The 20,646-nt window shown below is 62.9% G+C and carries 18 protein-coding genes; 11 read left to right on the plus strand and 7 right to left on the minus strand.

Annotated elements, in window-relative coordinates:
* Positions 1-89: 89 nt before the first annotated feature.
* Positions 90-3,596, plus strand: a complete 3,507-nt coding sequence (gene rpoB, locus RWT78_RS07675) for a DNA-directed RNA polymerase subunit beta (RefSeq protein ID WP_003942068.1) — start codon at positions 90-92, stop codon at positions 3,594-3,596.
* A gap of 117 nt (positions 3,597-3,713) precedes the next feature.
* Positions 3,714-7,670, plus strand: a complete 3,957-nt coding sequence (locus tag RWT78_RS07680) for a DNA-directed RNA polymerase subunit beta' (protein ID WP_003941914.1) — start codon at positions 3,714-3,716, stop codon at positions 7,668-7,670.
* Positions 7,671-7,742: 72 nt separating this feature from the next.
* Here RWT78_RS07680 and RWT78_RS07685 read toward each other — a convergent pair whose 3' ends face one another.
* Entirely contained in the window at positions 7,743-8,129 is a 387-nt protein-coding gene (locus RWT78_RS07685) for a glyoxalase superfamily protein (RefSeq protein ID WP_003942070.1), read from the minus strand.
* A gap of 88 nt (positions 8,130-8,217) precedes the next feature.
* Here RWT78_RS07685 and RWT78_RS07690 point away from each other — a divergent pair, with 88 nt between their 5' ends.
* Positions 8,218-9,225: an LLM class flavin-dependent oxidoreductase gene (locus tag RWT78_RS07690; protein ID WP_314675060.1), complete on the plus strand. Its 1,008-nt coding sequence runs from the start codon at positions 8,218-8,220 to the stop codon at positions 9,223-9,225.
* Here RWT78_RS07690 and RWT78_RS07695 read toward each other — a convergent pair.
* Complete coding sequence (locus RWT78_RS07695; RefSeq protein WP_007728426.1) at positions 9,222-9,719, minus strand: histidine phosphatase family protein; 498 nt, start codon at positions 9,717-9,719, stop codon at positions 9,222-9,224. The two genes, RWT78_RS07690 and RWT78_RS07695, sit on opposite strands and share 4 nt — an antisense overlap.
* A gap of 73 nt (positions 9,720-9,792) precedes the next feature.
* Here RWT78_RS07695 and RWT78_RS07700 point away from each other — a divergent pair, with 73 nt between their 5' ends.
* Entirely contained in the window at positions 9,793-9,993 is a 201-nt protein-coding gene (locus RWT78_RS07700; protein WP_003941897.1) for a hypothetical protein, read from the plus strand.
* On the opposite strand, the gene RWT78_RS07705 is transcribed toward RWT78_RS07700, so the two are convergent.
* Positions 9,990-10,748, minus strand: coding sequence for an acyl-[acyl-carrier-protein] thioesterase (locus RWT78_RS07705; RefSeq protein WP_007728423.1), 759 nt, complete (start codon positions 10,746-10,748; stop codon positions 9,990-9,992). The genes RWT78_RS07700 and RWT78_RS07705 overlap by 4 nt on opposite strands.
* A gap of 44 nt (positions 10,749-10,792) precedes the next feature.
* Positions 10,793-11,782, minus strand: a complete 990-nt coding sequence (locus tag RWT78_RS07710; protein WP_314675063.1) for an NAD(P)-dependent alcohol dehydrogenase — start codon at positions 11,780-11,782, stop codon at positions 10,793-10,795.
* Between the two features lie 65 nt (positions 11,783-11,847).
* Between RWT78_RS07710 and RWT78_RS07715 the strand changes: the two genes are divergently transcribed.
* The 7 genes from RWT78_RS07715 to RWT78_RS07745 all read left to right on the plus strand — a co-directional run bounded on the left by RWT78_RS07715 (position 11,848) and on the right by RWT78_RS07745 (position 18,347).
* Complete coding sequence (locus tag RWT78_RS07715; RefSeq protein WP_003941871.1) at positions 11,848-12,504, plus strand: TetR/AcrR family transcriptional regulator; 657 nt, start codon at positions 11,848-11,850, stop codon at positions 12,502-12,504.
* A gap of 79 nt (positions 12,505-12,583) precedes the next feature.
* Positions 12,584-13,549, plus strand: coding sequence for an NADPH:quinone oxidoreductase family protein (locus RWT78_RS07720; RefSeq protein WP_314675067.1), 966 nt, complete (start codon positions 12,584-12,586; stop codon positions 13,547-13,549).
* Positions 13,550-13,638: 89 nt separating this feature from the next.
* The gene (locus RWT78_RS07725) at positions 13,639-14,109 is read left to right on the plus strand and encodes a MarR family winged helix-turn-helix transcriptional regulator (protein ID WP_003941890.1); all 471 of its coding nucleotides are present in this window, start codon (positions 13,639-13,641) and stop codon (positions 14,107-14,109) included.
* The gene (locus RWT78_RS07730; protein WP_003942006.1) at positions 14,106-15,638 is read left to right on the plus strand and encodes a DHA2 family efflux MFS transporter permease subunit; all 1,533 of its coding nucleotides are present in this window, start codon (positions 14,106-14,108) and stop codon (positions 15,636-15,638) included. The genes RWT78_RS07725 and RWT78_RS07730 overlap by 4 nt, the downstream gene beginning before the upstream one ends.
* Before the next feature lie 147 nt (positions 15,639-15,785).
* Entirely contained in the window at positions 15,786-16,880 is a 1,095-nt protein-coding gene (locus tag RWT78_RS07735) for an LLM class flavin-dependent oxidoreductase (protein ID WP_007728412.1), read from the plus strand.
* Complete coding sequence (locus tag RWT78_RS07740; RefSeq protein ID WP_082931433.1) at positions 16,867-17,340, plus strand: MarR family winged helix-turn-helix transcriptional regulator; 474 nt, start codon at positions 16,867-16,869, stop codon at positions 17,338-17,340. The genes RWT78_RS07735 and RWT78_RS07740 overlap by 14 nt, the downstream gene beginning before the upstream one ends.
* Before the next feature lie 20 nt (positions 17,341-17,360).
* Complete coding sequence (locus tag RWT78_RS07745; protein ID WP_039972959.1) at positions 17,361-18,347, plus strand: pirin family protein; 987 nt, start codon at positions 17,361-17,363, stop codon at positions 18,345-18,347.
* A gap of 40 nt (positions 18,348-18,387) precedes the next feature.
* Here the strand turns inward: RWT78_RS07745 and RWT78_RS07750 are convergent, their stop codons facing one another.
* The 3 genes from RWT78_RS07750 to RWT78_RS07760 are packed head-to-tail and all read right to left on the minus strand — an operon-like array spanning position 18,388 to position 20,617.
* The gene (locus RWT78_RS07750) at positions 18,388-18,915 is read right to left on the minus strand and encodes a gamma carbonic anhydrase family protein (protein WP_003941993.1); all 528 of its coding nucleotides are present in this window, start codon (positions 18,913-18,915) and stop codon (positions 18,388-18,390) included.
* 44 nt (positions 18,916-18,959) lie between these two features.
* Positions 18,960-19,820 carry a DMT family transporter gene (locus RWT78_RS07755; protein WP_058227497.1) on the minus strand — a complete coding sequence of 287 codons (861 nt, stop codon included), beginning with the start codon at positions 19,818-19,820 and terminating at the stop codon, positions 18,960-18,962.
* On the minus strand, positions 19,817-20,617 hold the full coding sequence (locus tag RWT78_RS07760) for a crotonase/enoyl-CoA hydratase family protein (RefSeq protein ID WP_003942035.1): 801 nt from the start codon (positions 20,615-20,617) through the stop codon (positions 19,817-19,819). The genes RWT78_RS07755 and RWT78_RS07760 overlap by 4 nt, the downstream gene beginning before the upstream one ends.
* Positions 20,618-20,646: the final 29 nt, after the last annotated feature.

Genomic DNA, 20,646 nt, shown 5'->3' on the forward strand with positions numbered 1-20,646 from the left:
TTCTGCGACGGGTTTCGTTCGGGTTGTAACCAGCGAAATTCGAAGCAGATACAGCGGCGGTCGCAACAGCACGGAGCGGCCCGCGTGAGGTGCTGGAAGGACGCATCTTGGCAGTCTCTAGCCAGACCAAGGCAGTTTCCGGAATCCCCGGAGCCCCGAAGAGGGTTTCGTTCGCGAAAGTTCGCGAACCCCTCGAAGTTCCCGGGCTTCTTGACGTACAGACAGATTCGTTCGAGTGGCTGATCGGCGCGCAGAGTTGGCGTGAACGAGCAGCGGCACTCGGCGACAATGCAGTGTCCGGTGGTCTCGAGGACATCCTCGCGGAGCTTTCTCCGATCGAGGATTTCAACGGCACTATGTCGCTGTCCTTCTCCGACCCTCGATTCGACGAGGTCAAGGCCTCGACGGACGAGTGCAAAGACAAGGACATGACCTACGCGGCGCCGTTGTTCGTCACCGCGGAGTTCATCAACAACAACACTGGTGAGATCAAGAGCCAGACGGTCTTCATGGGAGATTTCCCGATGATGACCGACAAGGGCACCTTCATCATCAACGGCACCGAGCGTGTGGTCGTCTCGCAGCTCGTGCGTTCCCCCGGTGTGTACTTCGACATGAGCGTCGACAAGAGCACCGAGAAGGATCTGCACAGCGTCAAGGTGATCCCGGGTCGCGGCGCATGGCTCGAGTTCGACGTCGACAAGCGCGACACCGTTGGTGTCCGTATCGACCGCAAGCGTCGTCAGCCTGTCACCGTCCTGCTCAAGGCACTCGGCTGGACCACCGAGCAGATCACGGAGCGCTTCGGCTTCTCCGAGATCCTCATGGCCACGCTGGAGAAGGACAACACCGCCGGCACCGATGAGGCGTTGCTCGACATCTACCGCAAGCTGCGTCCGGGCGAGCCCCCCACCAAGGAGAGCGCGCAGACCCTGCTGGAGAACCTGTTCTTCAAGGACAAGCGCTACGACCTCGCTCGCGTGGGTCGTTACAAGATCAACAAGAAGCTCGGCCTGAACGCGGGTCAGCCGATCGTTGCATCCACGCTCACCGAAGAAGACATCGTCGCCACCGTCGAGTACCTCGTGCGTCTGCACGCAGGTGACACCTCGATGACGGCTCCGGGCGGCGTCGAGGTTCCCGTCGAGGTCGACGACATCGACCACTTCGGCAACCGTCGTCTGCGTACCGTCGGCGAGCTCATCCAGAACCAGATCCGCGTGGGCCTGTCCCGCATGGAGCGTGTGGTTCGTGAGCGCATGACCACACAGGACGTCGAGGCAATCACGCCTCAGACGCTGATCAACATCCGTCCCGTCGTCGCTGCGATCAGGGAGTTCTTCGGAACCTCCCAGCTGTCGCAGTTCATGGACCAGAACAACCCGCTGTCGGGGCTGACGCACAAGCGTCGTCTGTCCGCCCTCGGCCCGGGTGGTCTGTCCCGTGAGCGCGCCGGCCTCGAGGTTCGCGACGTTCACCCGTCGCACTACGGCCGCATGTGCCCCATCGAGACCCCGGAAGGCCCGAACATCGGCCTGATCGGTTCGCTGTCGGTCTACGCCCGCGTCAACCCGTTCGGTTTCATCGAGACCCCGTACCGTCGCGTCGTCGACGGACAGGTGACCGACGAGGTCGACTACCTGACCGCTGACGAAGAAGACCGCCACGTAGTCGCGCAGGCCAACTCGGCCATCGACCGCGAGGGTCGCTTCACCGACTCGAAGATTCTCGTCCGCCGTAAGGGTGGCGAGGTCGAGTTCGTCGCGTCCTCCGACATCGACTACATGGACGTTTCGCCGCGTCAGATGGTGTCCGTCGCAACCGCGATGATTCCGTTCCTCGAGCACGACGATGCAAACCGTGCCCTGATGGGCGCGAACATGCAGCGTCAGGCTGTCCCGCTGGTTCGCAGCGAGGCACCTCTCGTCGGTACCGGCATGGAGCTGCGTGCAGCTGTGGATGCCGGCGACGTCATCATCACCGAGAAGACCGGTGTCGTGGAGGAGATCTCCGCGGACTACGTCACGGTGATGGCTGACGACGGAAGCCGCAAGACGTACCGGATGCGCAAGTTCGCGCGTTCCAACCAGGGCACGTGCGCCAACCAGCGTCCGATCGTGGACGAGGGACAGCGTGTCGAGGCCGGCCAGGTCCTGGCCGACGGTCCTTGCACCGAGAACGGTGAGATGGCGCTGGGCAAGAACTTGCTCGTCGCGATCATGCCGTGGGAAGGCCACAACTACGAGGACGCGATCATTCTGTCGCAGCGTCTCGTGGAAGAGGACGTCCTGACCTCGATTCACATCGAGGAGCACGAGATCGATGCCCGCGACACCAAGCTCGGTGCCGAGGAAATCACTCGCGACATCCCGAACGTCTCCGACGAGGTCCTCGCCGACCTCGACGAGCGCGGCATCATCCGTATCGGTGCCGAGGTTCGTGACGGCGACGTGCTGGTCGGAAAGGTCACGCCGAAGGGCGAGACCGAGCTGACCCCCGAAGAGCGCCTCCTTCGCGCCATCTTCGGTGAGAAGGCTCGCGAGGTTCGTGACACGTCCCTCAAGGTTCCTCACGGTGAGACCGGCAAGGTCATCGGAATCCGCGTGTTCTCGCGTGACGAAGACGACGATCTGCCTCCCGGTGTCAACGAGCTGGTCCGCGTCTACGTGGCACAGAAGCGCAAGATCCAGGACGGCGACAAGCTCGCCGGCCGCCACGGTAACAAGGGCGTCATCGGCAAGATCCTGCCGCAGGAAGACATGCCGTTCCTCTCGGACGGCACGCCTGTCGACATCATCTTGAACACGCACGGCGTCCCGCGTCGTATGAACATCGGTCAGGTCTTGGAGACCCACCTCGGGTGGATCGGCAAGACCGGGTGGAACGTTCAGATCGCGTCCGACGGCTCTCGTCCCGACTGGGCTGCGACCCTGCCGGAAGAGATGCTGTCCGCTCCGGCCGACTCGAACATCGCCACCCCGGTGTTCGACGGTGCGAAGGAAGACGAGCTCACCGGTCTCCTCGGCGCGACGCTGCCGAACCGTGACGGCGAGCAGATGGTCGGACCCGACGGAAAGGCCACCTTGTTCGACGGCCGCTCCGGCGAGCCGTTCCCGTACCCGGTCTCGGTCGGTTACATGTACATCATCAAGCTGCACCACTTGGTCGACGACAAGATCCACGCTCGTTCGACCGGTCCGTACTCGATGATCACGCAGCAGCCTCTCGGTGGTAAGGCCCAGTTCGGTGGCCAGCGCTTCGGTGAGATGGAGTGCTGGGCGATGCAGGCCTACGGCGCGGCTTACACGCTGCAGGAACTGCTGACCATCAAGTCGGACGACGTGGTCGGTCGAGTCAAGGTGTACGAAGCCATCGTCAAGGGCGAGAACATCCCCGAACCCGGCATCCCCGAGTCGTTCAAGGTGCTCCTCAAGGAGCTCCAGTCGCTCTGCCTCAACGTGGAGGTGCTGTCCTCGGACGGCGCGGCCATCACGATGGCGGACGGCGACGACGAGGACTTGGAGCGGGCCGCAGCGAACCTGGGCATCAACCTGTCCAGGAACGAAGCTGCGACGGTCGACGACCTCGCGAACTAGGTTTCGGTCCCCGGGTTGCTCTTGAAAGAGCGGCCCGGGGGCGTAGTTCACATTTGAATTGGCAGTCAGGTTGCCGGGTGACCGGCAACCGTAACCCCAACGGGGAAAGGAAGTTACGTGCTCGACGTCAACTTCTTCGATGAACTCCGCATTGGCTTGGCCAGTGCAGAGGACATCCGCAATTGGTCCTACGGCGAGGTCAAGAAGCCGGAGACCATCAACTACCGCACGCTCAAGCCCGAGAAGGACGGCCTCTTCTGCGAGAAGATCTTCGGCCCCACTCGGGACTGGGAGTGCTACTGCGGTAAGTACAAGCGTGTCCGCTTCAAGGGCATCATCTGTGAGCGCTGTGGCGTCGAGGTCACTCGCGCCAAGGTTCGTCGTGAGCGCATGGGTCACATCGAACTGGCCGCACCGGTCACGCACATCTGGTACTTCAAGGGTGTTCCGAGCCGTCTCGGTTACCTGCTCGACCTGGCTCCGAAGGATCTCGAAAAGATCATCTACTTCGCTGCCTACGTCATCGTCGGTGTCGACGAGGAGCTCCGTCACAACGAGCTGTCCACCCTCGAAGCCGAGATGCAGGTCGAGAAGAAGACCGTCGCAGATCAGCGCGACGCCGATCTCGAGGCACGTGCGCAGAAGCTCGAAGCCGACATCGCCGAGCTCGAGGCAGAGGGCGCGAAGTCCGATGTCCGCCGCAAGGTCAAGGACGGCGGCGAGCGCGAAATGCGTCAGCTCCGTGACCGCGCGCAGCGTGAGCTGGATCGTCTCGACGAGATCTGGACCACCTTCACCAAGCTGAGCGTCAAGCAGCTCATCATCGACGAGCTCCTGTACCGCGAGCTGGTCGACCGTTACGGCGAGTACTTCACGGGTGCGATGGGCGCAGAGTCCATCCAGATCCTGATGCAGAACTTCGACCTCGACGCCGAGGCAGAGTCTCTCCGCGAGACCATCCGCAGCGGCAAGGGCCAGAAGAAGCTGCGTGCACTCAAGCGCCTCAAGGTGGTTGCGGCATTCCAGACCAACGGCAACTCGCCGATGGGCATGGTCCTCAACGCTGTTCCGGTGATCCCGCCGGAGCTTCGCCCGATGGTTCAGCTCGACGGTGGACGTTTCGCGACGTCCGACCTCAACGACCTGTACCGCCGCGTCATCAACCGCAACAACCGCCTCAAGCGACTGATCGACCTCGGTGCACCCGAGATCATCGTCAACAACGAGAAGCGGATGCTGCAGGAGTCGGTCGACGCCCTGTTCGACAACGGTCGTCGTGGACGTCCGGTCACCGGACCGGGTAACCGCCCGCTGAAGTCCCTGAGCGATCTGCTCAAGGGCAAGCAGGGTCGCTTCCGTCAGAACCTGCTCGGTAAGCGCGTCGACTACTCGGGTCGTTCCGTCATCGTCGTCGGTCCTCAGCTCAAGCTGCACCAGTGTGGTCTGCCCAAGCTGATGGCTCTCGAGCTGTTCAAGCCGTTCGTGATGAAGCGTCTGGTCGATCTCAACCACGCGCAGAACATCAAGTCGGCCAAGCGCATGGTCGAGCGCAAGCGCGTCCAGGTGTGGGACGTCCTCGAAGAGGTCATCGCCGAGCACCCCGTGCTGCTCAACCGTGCACCTACGCTGCACCGTCTGGGTATCCAGGCATTCGAGCCGCAGCTCGTCGAGGGCAAGGCCATTCAGCTCCACCCGCTGGTGTGTGAGGCCTTCAACGCCGACTTCGACGGTGACCAGATGGCTGTTCACCTCCCGCTGTCGGCAGAGGCTCAGGCCGAGGCACGCATCCTGATGCTGTCCTCGAACAACATCCTCTCGCCTGCTTCGGGTCGCCCGCTCGCCATGCCGCGTCTGGACATGGTCACGGGTCTGTTCCACCTGACCCGTCTCGACGAGGGTGTCACCGGTGAGCTCGTTGCTCCGACCAACGACGAGGCAGAGCAGGGCGTGTACTCCTCGCCCGCCGAGGCTCAGATGGCAGTCGACCGCGGCGCGCTCTCGGTTCAGGCTCAGATCAAGGTGCGTCTGACGCAGCAGCGTCCGCCGCGCGACCTCGAGAACGAACTGTTCCCCGAGGGCTGGAACTACGGTGACGGCTGGACCGCCACCACGACACTCGGCCGTGTGCTCTTCAACGAGCTGCTTCCGGCGGACTACCCGTTCGTCAACGAGCAGATGCCGAAGAAGCGCCAGGCGACGATCATCAACGATCTCGCCGAGCGGTACCCGATGATCGTGGTTGCACAGACCGTCGACAAGCTCAAGGACGTCGGGTTCTACTGGGCCACCCGTTCGGGTGTCACGGTCTCGATTTCCGACGTGCTCGTGCCGCCGGAGAAGCCTGCCATCATCGAGGACTTCGAGGCTCAGGCCGACAAGATCGAGAAGCAGTACCAGCGTGGTGCTTTGGACAAGAAGGAGCGCAACAGCGCTCTGGTCACCATTTGGCAGGAAGCGACCGACAAGGTCGGCAAGGCCATGGAGGCTCACTTCCCCGACAGCAACCCGATCCCGATGATCGTGAAGTCCGGCGCAGCCGGCAACATGACTCAGGTTCGCTCGCTCGCCGGTATGAAGGGTCTGGTGACAAACCCGAAGGGTGAGTTCATCCCGCGTCCGATCAAGTCTTCCTTCAAGGAAGGCCTGACCGTTCTCGAGTACTTCATCAACACGCACGGTGCTCGTAAGGGTCTGGCCGATACCGCACTCCGCACCGCCGACTCGGGTTACCTGACCCGTCGTCTGGTGGACGTTTCGCAGGACGTCATCGTCCGCGAGGTCGACTGTGGAACAGAGCGCGGCATCGTCACCACGATCGCCGAGAAGCAGGCCGACGGCACGATGATCCGCGATGCTCACGTGGAGACCAGCACGTACGCCCGTACCTTGGCGGCCGATGCAGTCGACGCGAACGGCACCGTCATCGTCGAGCGTGGCCACGATCTCGGTGACCCCGCGATCGATGCTCTGCTCGAGGCCGGCATCACGACGGTCAAGGTCCGCTCGGTCCTGACCTGCACCACCGGCACCGGCGTTTGCGCCACTTGCTACGGCCGCTCGATGGCCACCGGCAAGCTGGTCGACATCGGTGAGGCTGTCGGTATCGTCGCCGCTCAGTCGATCGGTGAGCCCGGTACCCAGCTGACCATGCGTACCTTCCACCAGGGTGGTGTCGCAGGAGATGACATCACCGGCGGTCTGCCGCGTGTCCAGGAGCTGTTCGAGGCACGTGTGCCCAAGGGCAAGGCTCCTATCGCGGACGTCACCGGTCGGGTACAGCTCGAAGACGGCGATCGTTTCTACAAGATCACCATCGTTCCGGACGACGGCGGCGAAGAGGTTGTCTACGACAAGCTCAGCAAGCGTCAGCGTCTGCGCGTCTTCAAGCACGCCGACGGTCGCGAAAGCCTCTTGGCTGACGGTGACCACGTCGAGGTCGGACAGCAGCTCATGGAAGGTGCTGCCGATCCCCACGAGGTCCTGCGAGTCATGGGTCCGCGTCAGGTTCAGATCCACTTGGTCAACGAGGTCCAGGAGGTGTACCGGAGCCAGGGTGTGTCGATCCACGACAAGCACATCGAGGTCATCGTGCGCCAGATGCTTCGTCGCGTGACGATCATCGATTCCGGTGCCACCGAGTTCCTGCCCGGTTCGCTCACCGAGCGCGCCGAGTTCGAGTCGGCAAACCGCCGCGTTGTCGCCGAGGGTGGCGAGCCCGCAGCCGGCCGTCCGGTGCTCATGGGTATCACGAAGGCGTCGCTCGCGACGGATTCGTGGCTGTCCGCGGCATCGTTCCAGGAGACCACTCGTGTCTTGACCGATGCGGCTATCAACTGCCGCTCGGACAAGCTGATCGGTCTGAAGGAAAATGTCATCATCGGCAAGCTGATCCCTGCCGGTACCGGTATCAACCGTTACCGCAACATCCAGGTTCAGCCCACCGAAGAGGCACGCGCCGCTGCTTACGCAGTGCCGTCGTACGACGACCAGTACTACAGCCCGGACGGCTTCGGCCAGAACACCGGTGCTGCAGTTCCGCTGGACGACTACGGCTTCAGCAACGACTACCGCTAAGCGTTAGTTCGTAGAAAATCCCCCCAACTCGAAAGAGGTGGGGGGATTTTTCATGTCAGGAGTGGCACAGTTTCAGGAGTTGCTGCCGCTGAGGTCCGGGATGACGATCTCCTGGACGGCCCACTTGTTGCCGTCGGGGTCGGCGAAGTAGATGAACCGCCCCCAGGCCTGGTCGTCGATCGGGCTGATGTCGATGCCGCGGCTCTTGAACTCGCGCTCGGCCTCTTCGATGTCTTTGACCACTACCTGCATGCCTACGACGGAACCGGGCTCGGCGTCGGTGATTCCCTTGCCGATACAGATCGAGCAGGCAGAACCGGGTGGGGTCAACTGGACGAACCGCAGGTCCTCGCTGACCGTGTGATCGTGGTCGGCATTGAAGCCGAGACGGACGTAGAAGTCCTTGGCGCGGTCGATGTCGGTGACGGGAATGGCGACCAGTTCGAGCTTGATGTCCATGACGTGCCCTTCATGTGATGGTGAATTCCGGCGACAGGTCCAGTGTGACGGGTATTGCGGTCAGAAACGGTCCTCGTTCGGCACCCGGATGAAACTTTCCGAACTGCTTGTTGCTCCGAGAGTGCTTCTCTCACTTCTCGACCGATCCCGAACCAGGAGCGGATACCCCGACTCCGCAGCGCTGACGCATTCGCTCGAACGTGCCACCGACGCCGACTCTCTCGGCTACCACCGGTTCTGGGTCGCCGAGCATCACGCGGTGCCGGGGATCGGGAGCGGGTCGCCGGCAGTACTGCTCGCCGCGATCGGCGCACATACGCGAGATATCAGGCTCGGGAGCGGTGGGGTCATGCTGCCGAATCACCAACCGCTGATCGTCGCCGAGCAGTTCCTGATGTTGGAGGCGCTGTATCCCGGGCGAATCGATCTCGGTCTCGGCCGATCGCTGGGATTCACGGAGCCTGTTCGTCAGGCGCTACGACGCAGCAAGGATGCTCCGGACACGTTTGTGTCGGACCTGGACGAGGTGAGGCGCTACCTGGACGGCTCCGCCGCAGTGACGGCACGGCCGGCGTCGCAGACCGGGGTGCCGATCTTCGTGCTGGCGACGCGCACAGGTCTGAAAGTGGCAGCGCAGCTGGGGCTTCCGGTGGTCGTGGGTGGGCCGATACTGGGAATCGGTAGCACCGATCGGGTGGATGCGTTGGATGAGTACCGCCGAGCTTTCCAGCCCACCGACACGCACCCCGAACCCTATGTGGTGGTTTCCCTCGAGGTGGCGGTTGCCGATACCACCGAGGCGGCCCGTGAGTTGCTGATCCCGGAGGCGTACGCGCTCGCAGAATCGTCACGGACAGGGGAGTTTCCGCCGCTCGCGTCGCCGGACGAGATCAGGCGCGCCCCGCGCAGTGATCGAAACGTCAGGCGCATCGAGTCGTTCACGGCGTCGGCGCTGCACGGGACGCCCGTCGAGGTGAAGCAGCAGCTTCACGATCTGGCCGAGCGAACCGGTGCCGACGAATTGCTGGCGTCCACGTCGACGTACGACCTTGACGCGCTTGCACTTTCGGACCGACTGCTGCGTGAGGTGATCTAGCGGGGTACGTGAAACTCGAGCAGCGTCGCGACGGAGTCGTCGAGTTCGGTCCACGGCACCGGTACCGAGAGGACCGCGATCGCCGAAGTCGGGAACTTGTCCCGGATACGTTGGGCCGCTTCCGAGTTTTCGTTCGACGCCAGATCGAGTGCAGTCCAAGGGATCCCGGGTTCGTGTCCGACGATCAGGAGTGTTTTGACGTGGTCCGACGTGGTCCGCGCAGCTGCGATCACGTCGGCGGGTGAGCCGCCGTAGATGGACTTCTCGAATCCGGCGGGCGCCTCGATACCCGTCGAGGCAAGGGTTTCGACGGTCCGCCGGGAGGTGGAGCACAGAACGGCGTCGACGGGCGGGACGTTCTCGCGGATCCATTCGCCGCCGATGCGGGCCTCGCGCAGGCCCCGTTCGGCGAGTGGACGCTCGTGATCACGGATGCCCTCGGGGTAACTGGACTTGCCGTGTCGCATGAGGACGAGGGTGCGGTGGTCGGCCATGCGTTCACGGTATCCGCTTTGTGCCCGTCAGTCCGGTTACTCTGGATGGTCAGGACCTTGAAGGAGGTTTTCGATGGCCGGTAAGAAGCTCGATCGAACTAATGCCCGAACTGCACTCGAGGTGGTACGCGAAAGCCCCACCATCGCTTTCATCACCGTTGCCCCGGCAGTGGTCGTGTTCGGCGTGGTGTGGTGGCTCTTCGGTTTCTGGGCCGCGATTCTTCTTGCGTTGGTGTTCGGTGTCGCGGCTGTCGCGACCCAGAAACTGCGTTAGAGGGCGCTCACCTGCGCAACTGCGCGGAGCGCTTCGCCGACCAGGAACCAGACCGTGACGGTCTTGTCGTCGACGCGGCTGCGCAGGACGACGTCGTCGCTGGAGACGATGGGGGAGAGGTACTCGATCAGTGCTCGATGCGGAACTGTCCGTAGTTCGGTGCGAGCGCTGAGGACCTCTTCGACTGCCTGCCAGTAGACGGCGTTGTTGACGTGGTCGAACGGGTCGATATCCGTGGCGCGCAGAGCGAACGGCGTGTCCAGAACACCGGCGTCGTCCGCCTCCGGTGCGTTCTCGGCGAGGACACGCTTCCACTTCAGGCGATGCTCGTCGGTGGATTCCTCTAGTGGCCGCATGAAGTCGTCACTCATCCGCGTGGGCATGCCCGACTCGGCGCTGATGTTGATCCAGAAGCCTTCGGTTTCCATCAGCGCGCCGTTGCTGCCGTCGAAGCGCACACGCATGTTCGCCCATCTCGTGGAGAAGCCGGAGCACCAGCGAGTCATCGTCAACTCTTCCGGCCAGATCGCCGGGCGTACGACGTCGACGACCGTACGACGCACTATCCAGAGCGGATGGGTGTCGATGGCTCCCGCGGCCTCGATGTTGTCGTTGCCGATGTCCTGCAGGTAGCGGGCGACGGCGTCGAGCCTGACCTGCTTGGCGACGTCGATGTCGCCGGTGCGGACCGGGCGGGACTTGACGAAGATCGGTCCTCGGTCCGGCTGTTGCGCGAGCGTGAGATCTGGGTTCACGTGAGATTCCTGTTCGCTGGAGTGAGCCGATTCTGTCAGGCTTTTCAGCGAGTGGCGATTATCTGCTTTCCGCAGCCGGAGCCGTCGACCATTCGTGCCACGGCGACGGCGGTGTCGGCAAGGGGATGAACGGAGTCGATCACCGGGGTGATGTCACCTGCGTCGATCATCTGCGTCAGGACCTCCAGATCGTCGGCGTTCTCCGAAGCGATGAAGGTGCCTATTTTCTGAGATATGAACGGAGACAAGCACTGTGCGCGTATTTGGCGATCGGTTCCGCCGAGCCACCGTCCGCCGTTCTCGCCGCCGACGATCACCAGCGTTCCGGTGCGTGTGAGCGCCCGTCGAAGATCTCGCAGTCGGCGGTTGCCGCCGGTATCGATGATGACGTCGTACCGATGCGATCCGTCGGTGGCGTCGTCGACGCGGTAGTCGAGAACCTCGTCGGCACCGATGGAGCGGACGGTATCGGTTTTCGAGGTGCTGCACACGCCGGTGACGTGAGCGCCCATGGCTTTTGCCACCTGCACCGCGTAGATCCCGACGCCACCGGATGCGCCGAGTACGAGGACGGATTGGCCCGCCTGCACGCGGCCGTGGTCGCGCACGGCTTGCAACGCTGTGAGGGCGGAGACCGGCACCGCTGCTGCTTGCGCGGACGACAACCGGGCAGGTTTTGCGGCAATCTTCGTCTCGAGTGCGCGTGCGTACTCCGCGAACGAACCGACCGCGATCCCGTATACCTCCTGGCCGACTGCCACGCGGGTCACCGAACTGCCGACGGCCTCGACTCGGCCGGATACGTCCAGTCCGCGTACCCGGTTCCTAGGTCTGCGCAGCCCGAAACCCGCGAGGCGCAACGGATATGGCAGTCCGGCCATGAGATGCCATGCCCCGCGGTCGACGGACGCGGCCTCGACGCGTATCAGCACTTCGTTGTCGGCGACAGTGGGGCGCGGAATGTGGTCGAGGTAGAGAACGTCGGCCTCGCCGTAGCGATCCTGTACGACGGCGGTCATCAGTTCCTTCGGCATGCGAGTCTCCGTTCGTCGAATACTTACAGCGTAAGTATTGCACTTACGGTGTAAGTTCTGTCAACGTGGAGAAGCGCGCAAGATTGACCCGAGACGACGTCGTACACGCTGCTGTCGCGCTTGCCGATTCCGTCGGAATCGATTCGATGACCATGCGGAAGCTGGGCACCGAACTGGGCGTCGAAGCGATGTCTCTGTACAACCATGTTTCGGACAAAGGGGATCTGCTCGACGGAATGGTCGATGCGGTCTTCGCGGAGATCGATCTGCCGACGCCGGGACGCCCGTGGCGCACGGAACTTCACGTGCGAGCGGTATCGACAAGGGAAGTGTTGGGGAGGCACCCGTGGGCAACTCCGTTGATGGAGTCCCGAACGACGCCTGGTCCCGCGACCCTGCGCCACCACGATGCCGTCATCGGAACGCTACGCGCCGCCGACTTTCCCGTCGCCCTTGCTGCGCATGCCTTTTCGATCATGGATGCGTACATCTACGGCTTCGTGCTGCAAGAAGTGAGCTTGCCGTTCGAAACAGCGCAGGAAACGACGGAACTGGCGAAGGCGATCATGGGCTCGTTCGAGAGCGGTCAGTATCCGCACCTGGCCGAGTTGACCACCGAGCACGTCCTTGCTCCGGGATACAGCTACGCCGCCGAATTCGCTTTCGGTCTCGATCTGATTCTCGACGGACTCGAACGTCTGCACATCGGGAGCGAACGATGATCTGACGTGAGTACCGGGTTAAAGTCGAGAAAACCGGGTTACCGGTCCAGACTTCAGATGTCCCGAAGAGGAGCTTTCTGTGCGCGCCATGGTGGTTACGGAACTGTCCGGTCCCGAAGGAATTGTCGCGCAGGAGGTTCCCGAGCCCGCAGCCGAAGGTCTTGTTCTCATCGATGTGAAGGCAAGTGGCGTCTGCTTTCCGGACCTGCTCATCACCTACGGCAAGTATCAGATCCGCCCGGAACCGCCGTTCATTCCCGGCGCGGAGATCTCGGGCGTCGTGGTCTCCGCGCCGGAAGGGTCGGGTTTCGCTCCGGGCGATCGTGTTCTCGCGGCCGCGTATCTGGGTGGGTATGCAGAGCGGATTGCCGTCAACCCGGCGCAGGTACTCCGAATTCCGGACGGACTCGCCTTCGACGAGGCGGCCTCGCTGATCATCAACTATCAGACGATGGAGTTCGCGCTCGCTCGTCGCGCGAAGCTCGTCGCGGGGGAGACAGTCGTCGTGCTGGGCGCTGCAGGCGGAGTCGGAACGGCAACCATCCAGCTGGCCAAGGCGCACGGTGCCCGGGTGATCGCCGTGGTACGACGCGAGGGCGTCGATGACTTCTTGCGTGAGCTCGGTGCCGACGAGGTGGTCGCGCTGGCTCCGGGATGGGGAGAGCGGATTCGGGAACTGACCGACGGCGTCGGCGCTCAGATCGTGGTGGATCCGGTGGGCGGCGATGCGTTCGACGACGCGGTCCGGGTTCTGGCACCCGAAGGACGACTCGTGGTGATCGGATTCGCCGGCGGCGGTATTCCCGAGGTAAAGGTGAACCGGGTGCTGTTTCGCAATATCAGCATTGTCGGCGCGGCATGGGGTGAGTTCACGCGTACCAATCCCGAGGCGGTAGCCGAGGTACACGCATCGCTGGTAGAACACGTCCGAAACGGCTTGCGTCCGCTGGTCAAGGCACGGTATCCGCTTGCCGACGCAGCAGTTGCCCTGGCTGATCTCGAAAGCGGCAAAGTTCTCGGAAAGGCCATCTTGCTGCAGGAATGATTCTTCGCAACGTGATGGTGGTCACCAAATAATAAGTTGCAACATGTTTTCATTTGGGCAATAGTTGCAACCGCACTACCATTTGCCAGGTGATCGCTTCCGATTCTGATGACCTGTATGGAGCACTCGACGAGTTGTTCACTCGCCTGATGAGCGCCGGTGATTCGGAGTCGATCGATGCGTTGATCGAACTGGATCTCTCGTTCTCTCAGGTGCGTGTGCTGTTCGTACTTGCACAACGTGATGCGGCGATCCCGATCAACGAGGTTGCCGACGAGCTTCGGCTCTCGGTGGCAGCTACGGGGCGGAACATCGATCAGCTCGTGAACATGGGTCTGGTCGATCGCCGTGAAGACGAGCGGGACCGACGCGTCAAGCGGGTTTCCTTGTCGGAGGCCGGTCGTAAGGTGACGACCAACCACATCGAGTGCAAGCGCGGCCAGCTTCGCGAATTCGCGTCGCGTGTTCCTGAGCCAGAGCGGATTCGTTTGTTCGAGGCTCTCAAGCCCATTCTCGCGGGTGACTATCTGCGAGCACTTAACCAGGAGACTTCGCGATGACATCGCCGAACGCGCCGGCACCGGCGTCCGACAAACTTGACGGGGCGGTCCTCAAGATCGCTTCCGTGGTGGTGCTCGGCGCCATCATGTCGATTCTCGACGTAACCGTGGTGAGCGTCGCGCTCACCACCTTTGCCGAGGACTTCGAAACTTCGTACGCCACCGTCGCGTGGACGATGACGGCCTACACCCTCGCTTTGGCGACGGTCATTCCGGTTACCGGTTGGGCTGCCGACCGTTTCGGCACCAAGCGCCTCTACATGACGGCCCTGGTGCTGTTCGTGCTCGGTTCGGTCGCCTGTGCGATGGCGTGGGACATCACCTCGCTCATCGGCTTCCGTGTGCTCCAGGGCCTCGGCGGCGGCATGTTGATGCCGCTCGGTATGACGATCATGACCCGGGCCGCCGGTCCGGACCGCGTCGGTCGCGTCATGGCAGTTCTCGGTATCCCGATGCTGCTCGGCCCCATCGGCGGCCCGATCCTCGGTGGTTGGCTGATCGAGGCCGCGAGCTGGCACTGGATCTTCCTGATCAACCTGCCGATCGGCATCATCGCTCTGGCAGCAGCATTCATCATTCTGCCGTCCGACAAGGCGAAGCCTTCGGAGTCCTTCGACTTCCTCGGCATGATCCTGCTGTCACCCGGCCTCGCGCTGTTCTTGTTCGGTGTGTCGTCCATCCCCGAGGTGGGAACGGTTGCGTCGGCTCGGGTTCTGGTGTCGGCCGGTATCGGTCTGGCGCTGATCATCGCCTTCGTGTTCCACGCGCTCAACAAGGATCACCCGCTGATCGACCTGCACCTGTTCAAGAACCGTCAGTTGACCACCGCCGTCATCACGACGTCGCTGTTCATCGTCGCGTTCATGGGCGCCGGGTTGCTGTTCCCGAGCTACTTCATCCAGGTCGGCGGTCACACCACGCTCGCTGCCGGATTGTTGATGGCTCCGCAGGGTCTCGGCGCTATGGTCACCATGCCCATCGCTGGTCGACTGGTCGACAAGATCGGCCCGGGCAAGATCGTCCTGACCGGTTTGCCGCTGATTCTGATCGGCTTGGGTGTGTTCACACAGGTTGCCTCTGATTCCCCGACGTGGCTGCTGATGGGTGCCTTGTTCGTCATGGGCCTCGGTATGGGTTGCACCATGATGCCGCTGATGACCGCAGCTATCGTGACGCTCTCCAACGAGCAGATCGCTCGCGGCTCCACCCTGATGAACATCGTTCAGCAGACCGCAGGTTCGATCGGTACGGCCGTGATGTCGGTGGTCTTGACCAACCAGCTTCTCGATCGTGGCCTCGATACGACGATGGTCGGTGCGGCGTCGCACATTCCGACCGAGCCGGGAAGTCCGCAGGAGTCTGCTGCGAATTCGATTCTCAGTGCGGCGTCGGACGCTTTCGGCAACACCTTCCTCGTTGCCACTGTGCTGATCGTCCTGACCCTCATCCCGGCGTTCTTCCTGCCGCGTAGCAAGACCACCAGGCCGGTGGCCGAGGGCGAGACGGCAACGCCGATCGTTATGCACTGACCGCTTTTCAGTAGATCGTTTGTCCAGGTGAGGGCGGCACACATCGTGTGTGCCGCCCTCACCTTTTTGCCATGGAATACAGCTGGATGGTTGAATGTTTGATCAGTTACATGCAAACGCATGGATCTAGTTCGCGGAGGAGCAACCATGCAGTTCGGAATCTTCACGGTCGGTGACGTCACCACTGATCCCACGACGGGGGCGACCCCGACAGAGCACGAGCGCATCAAGGCCATGACGACCATCGCCAAGCACGCCGAGGAAGTCGGTCTCGACGTCTTCGCGACCGGCGAGCATCACAACAAGCCGTTCGTGCCGTCATCTCCGACCACGATGCTCGGATACATCGCGGCCCAGACCGAGAAGATCACGCTCTCCACGTCCACGACGCTGATCACCACCAATGACCCGGTGAAGATCGCCGAGGATTACGCGATGCTTCAACACCTCGCCGAGGGGCGCGTCGATCTGATGATGGGTCGCGGAAACACCGCGCCTGTGTACCCGTGGTTCGGCAAGGACATTCGCGCCGGTATCCCGTTGGCGCTCGAGAACTATCAACTTCTTCGCCGGCTCTGGGACGAGGAGGTCGTGAACTGGCAAGGGGAGTACCGCACTCCACTCCAGGGATTCACGTCCACACCGCGCCCGCTGGACGGCGTCGCGCCGTTCGTGTGGCACGGCTCGATCCGCAGCCCCGAGATCGCGGAGATCGCGGCGTATCACGGCGACGGATTCTTCGCGAACAACATCTTCTGGCCGAAAGAGCACTACATCGAGCTGATCAATCTTTACCGCCGGCGTTACGAGCATTACGGCCACGGGTCCGCGGATCAGGCGATCGTCGGTCTCGGTGGTCAGGTCTTCATGCGCAAGAACAGTCAGGACGCGGTCAAGGAATTCCGTCCGTATTTCGACAATGCTCCGGTGTACGGCCACGGGCCCTCACTCGAAGAGTTCACCGAGCAGACGCCGCTGACCGTCGGTTCCCCCGAGCAGGTCATCGAGAAGACGTTGGCGTTTGCCGATTTCTTCGGTGACTATCAGCGCCAGTTGTTCTTGATGGATCACGCGGGTCTTCCGCTCAAGACGGTGCTCGAGCAGCTCGATCTGCTCGGTGAGGAAGTTGTTCCGGTTCTGCGCCGTGAGTTCGCGGCCAGACGGCCCGCACACGTGCCGGACAACCCTCCCACTCACGCGTCGATGAAGGCGGCTCGTGAGGCAAGCAGTGTCACTGCCTGACGAGCAACTGCCTGAGGTTCCGGTCAGCACCACCGAACTCGCCACCGACGCCTGGGAAGCCTTGTTTCGCGCCCAGGTGTCGGTGCTGCGGCGGCTCTCTGCCGACGACGTCTGGGATCAGGTGTCGATGCGCGAGTACGACGTGCTGTTCACACTGAGTCTTGCGCCGAGTAGTTCCCTTCGCCTGCATGACCTGAATCGGGAGATATTGCTGAGCCAGCCTTCGCTCAGTCGCCTGGTGGAACGGTTGGAGGGCGAAGGTCTGGTAACGAGAAGTGTTGATCCACAGGATCGCCGCGGGACGATCGTGCAACTCACCGAAACGGGTGCAGCGCTGCAGAAATCAGTGGGTCGCCGTCATGCGGCGAGCATTCGCCGCCACGTCGGACCGGCCCTGGACGCGGATGAACTTCGACTGTTGGCCGAATTGTGCACGCGTCTGCGTCTCGCGCAGTCATGACTGGAGGCAGGATGGACGATATGAGCAACCTCGAAGCGCAGCCCGTCGAGCAGGAATGCGAAGGCCATCCGGCGGAGAGCGAGATTCAGATCCTCACCCCGCGCGACGTACCGCTCGGTGGCCCGCGGGCCATGCGAGTGCGACGCACCCTCCCACAACGCGAGCGTTCGCTGATCGGGGGATGGTGTTTTGCAGATCATTACGGTCCGGATGACGTCGGCTCAGGACCGGGCATGCATGTGCCGCCGCATCCGCATACCGGTTTGCAGACGGTGAGTTGGCTGTTCACCGGAGAGATCGAGCACCGTGACAGCATCGGTTCCCATGCGATGGTGCGGCCGGGTGAACTGAATCTGATGACGGCCGGGAGTGGGATCGCGCACTCCGAGGTGTCGACGCCGAATACGAAGGTTCTGCACGGGATGCAGTTGTGGGTGGCGCTGCCGGATGCGGCGCGCGATACCGCACCCGCGTTCGTTCACTATCGACCGGAGCCGGTGACCACCGATGGTGTCACGCTCAGTGTGTTCCTCGGTTCGCTCGCCGGTGAAACGTCTCCGGTGTCTACCTTCACCGAATTACTCGGTGCCGAGGTGATTCTCGATCCTGGGGCCGAGATCGCCCTCGATGTCGATCGTTCACATGAGCACGGCGTGATCGTCGATCAAGGATCGGTTGTTCTGCGTGGTACCACTGTCGGCTGGGCCGAGTTGGGTTATCAAGCACCGGGTTTCGGAAAACTGACTTTGCGCAATCCGGGATCCGAACCGGCTCGACTGCTACTTCTCGGCGGGAAACCGTTGGGCGAGCAGGTCATCATGTGGTGGAACTTCATGGGCCGTACACACGAAGAGATCGTCGAGTATCGACGCAAGTGGCAGGCCGAGCTTGCCTCCGGATTCGACGGCAGCGTCCCGGACCGGCGTTTCGGCGTCGTGCCGGGATACGACGGTCCGGCGCTCCCGGCACCCGAGTTGCCGAACAGTACGTTGCGGCCCCGAGGCTAGTCGTTGCTCTTGCTGCTACCGGCCGCGAGCGTCGTTTCGATCAGGCTTGTTCGATGTCCTGGTGAGCCTTCGCGAGCATGATGTAGCCGGCGCCGTTGGCGGTGATACCGGCCTTTTCGCCTTCGGAGAGTTCACGTTTGACTTTGGCGGGCACGCCGGCGACCAGTGATCCAGGCGGGATTTGCATCCCCTGAGACACGACGGCGCCGGCTGCAATCAGTGACCCCGAGCCGATGTGTGCGCCGTTGAGCACCACGGCACCCATGCCGACGAGAACGTCGTCTTCGACGGTGCACCCGTGCAGCACTGCGTTGTGGCCGACCGAGATTCGTTCGCCCAGCACTGCGGGGAACGTCGGGTCGGCGTGCACGGTGCAGTTGTCCTGAATGTTGGTGTCAGCGCCGATGGAGATCGATTCTGCGTCGCCGCGGATAACCGCGCCGTACCAGATGCTGGCTCCCGCAGCGATGGTCACCGCACCGACAACGGTGGCGTTGGGTGCGATGAACGCACTTTCGTCGATCTGCGGGGTGTTACCGAGAACGGTGGCGATGATCGGGTTGGTCATGGTTCTCCTGTGCGTTGGAATGACGTGCTCTGACGGTACCTGGACTACTTCGCTGTGGGTTTTCGATTCATGACGACTGTGCCGACGCCCGCGGTCACCACCAGTGCGATGGCCACGAGTGTGAACGCGTCGAGCGTTTGCCCGATCACGAGGACTCCGGCCAGTGCGGCCGCTGCGGGTTCGAGGGCGATGAGGACGGCAAAGACTTTCTTGGCTAGAGAGCGCAGCGCCCACATTTCCAAGCTGTACGGGATGACGGACGAGAGGACGGCGACGGCTGCGCCTGCGGCGAGCATCGTCGGATCCAGCAGTTCACTTCCTCCCGAGACGACGCCGAAGGGCAGCGTCAATACGGCCGCGACGATGCTTGCGCCTGCCAACCCGTCGGCGCTCGGGAGCGTCGCGGCCAGGTGGGAACCGGCCACGATGTATCCGGCCCACGCAGTAGCGGCGATCAACGCGAACATCACCCCGATCGGGTCCAAACCGGATTCGCCGTGATCGCTTAACCCGAGCAGCAACACTCCGCCGAAGGCGAGCAGCACCCATGCTCCGTCGGCCCACCGACGAGACAGAATTGCGGCCAGGGTGAGCGGTCCGAGGAACTCGATGGTGACGGCCGTTCCGATGGGCACCGTGTCGAGGGCGAGGTAGAAGGCGCCGTTCATCACGGCGAGGGCGATGCCCAGCGCGAAGATGCCTTTGCGCTGCCGGTTCGACCATCTGCTCCATCGCGGGCGGACGATGACGCCGAGGATGATCGCGGCGATCGTCAGTCGCAGGGTCGTGGCGCCGGCCGGTCCGATCTGCGAGAACAATGTCGTCGCGAATGCCGCTCCGAACTGGAGCGACAGTATCGAGGTGAGGACTGCTCCGACCGGCAGTAGCTGACTGCCCGCCTTCATTCTCCGGTGAACTCGGGACTTCGACGCTCGAGCATCGCGGCGACGGCTTCGTGGTGATCTCGGGTGTGGTGGGCGATCGACTGCATGGCGGCCGAGAGTTCGAGCAGGCTCTCGAGGCTCTGGTGCTGGCCCTCGCGGAGGAGCTTTTTGGTCATGCGGAGTACCTGCGGGGGATTGGCGGCTACTCGAGCTGCCAAAGCGTGCGCTGCGGAAAGCAATTCCTCGGGTTCGGTCACCTGCGAGACCAGACCCCAGTCGAGTGCTCTCGCAGCATCGATCGGTTCACCGGTGAACGCCATCTCGGCCGCGCGGGCGTTGCCGATCGCGCGGGGGAGCAGCCACGCTCCGCCGTCGCCGGGGATGAGTCCTACCTTGACGAAACTCTCGGCGAAGACCGCGGCGGTCGAGGCGATACGGAGGTCGCACATGAGTGAGAGGTCGCAGCCCGCTCCGATGGCCGGGCCGTTGACCGCCGCGATGGTCGGCACCTCACACGTGTACAGCGCGAGCGGGATGCGTTGGATGCCGTGCCGGTAGCCCTGGCGGATCTCGCCGGGTGCGCCACCGAACATGCCCTCCTTGTCTCGCATGTGCTTGACGTTGCCGCCGGAGGAGAAGGCCGATCCGGCCCCCGTCAGAATGACCGTGCGCACACTCTGATCTCGGTTAACCGCGGTGACTGCGTCTTCGAGGGCCTCGATCATGTCGATCTCGGAGATCGCGTTGCGGGTGTCCGGGCGATTGAGGGTCCACGTGACCACATCGCCGGTTCGCGAGATCAGTACGGCGTCGCTCATGGGTGCTCCTGGTTGTCGATGGCAGTTGA

This window comes from uncultured Rhodococcus sp., from assembly GCF_963525155.1.
Lineage (GTDB): Bacteria > Actinomycetota > Actinomycetes > Mycobacteriales > Mycobacteriaceae > Rhodococcus_F > Rhodococcus_F qingshengii.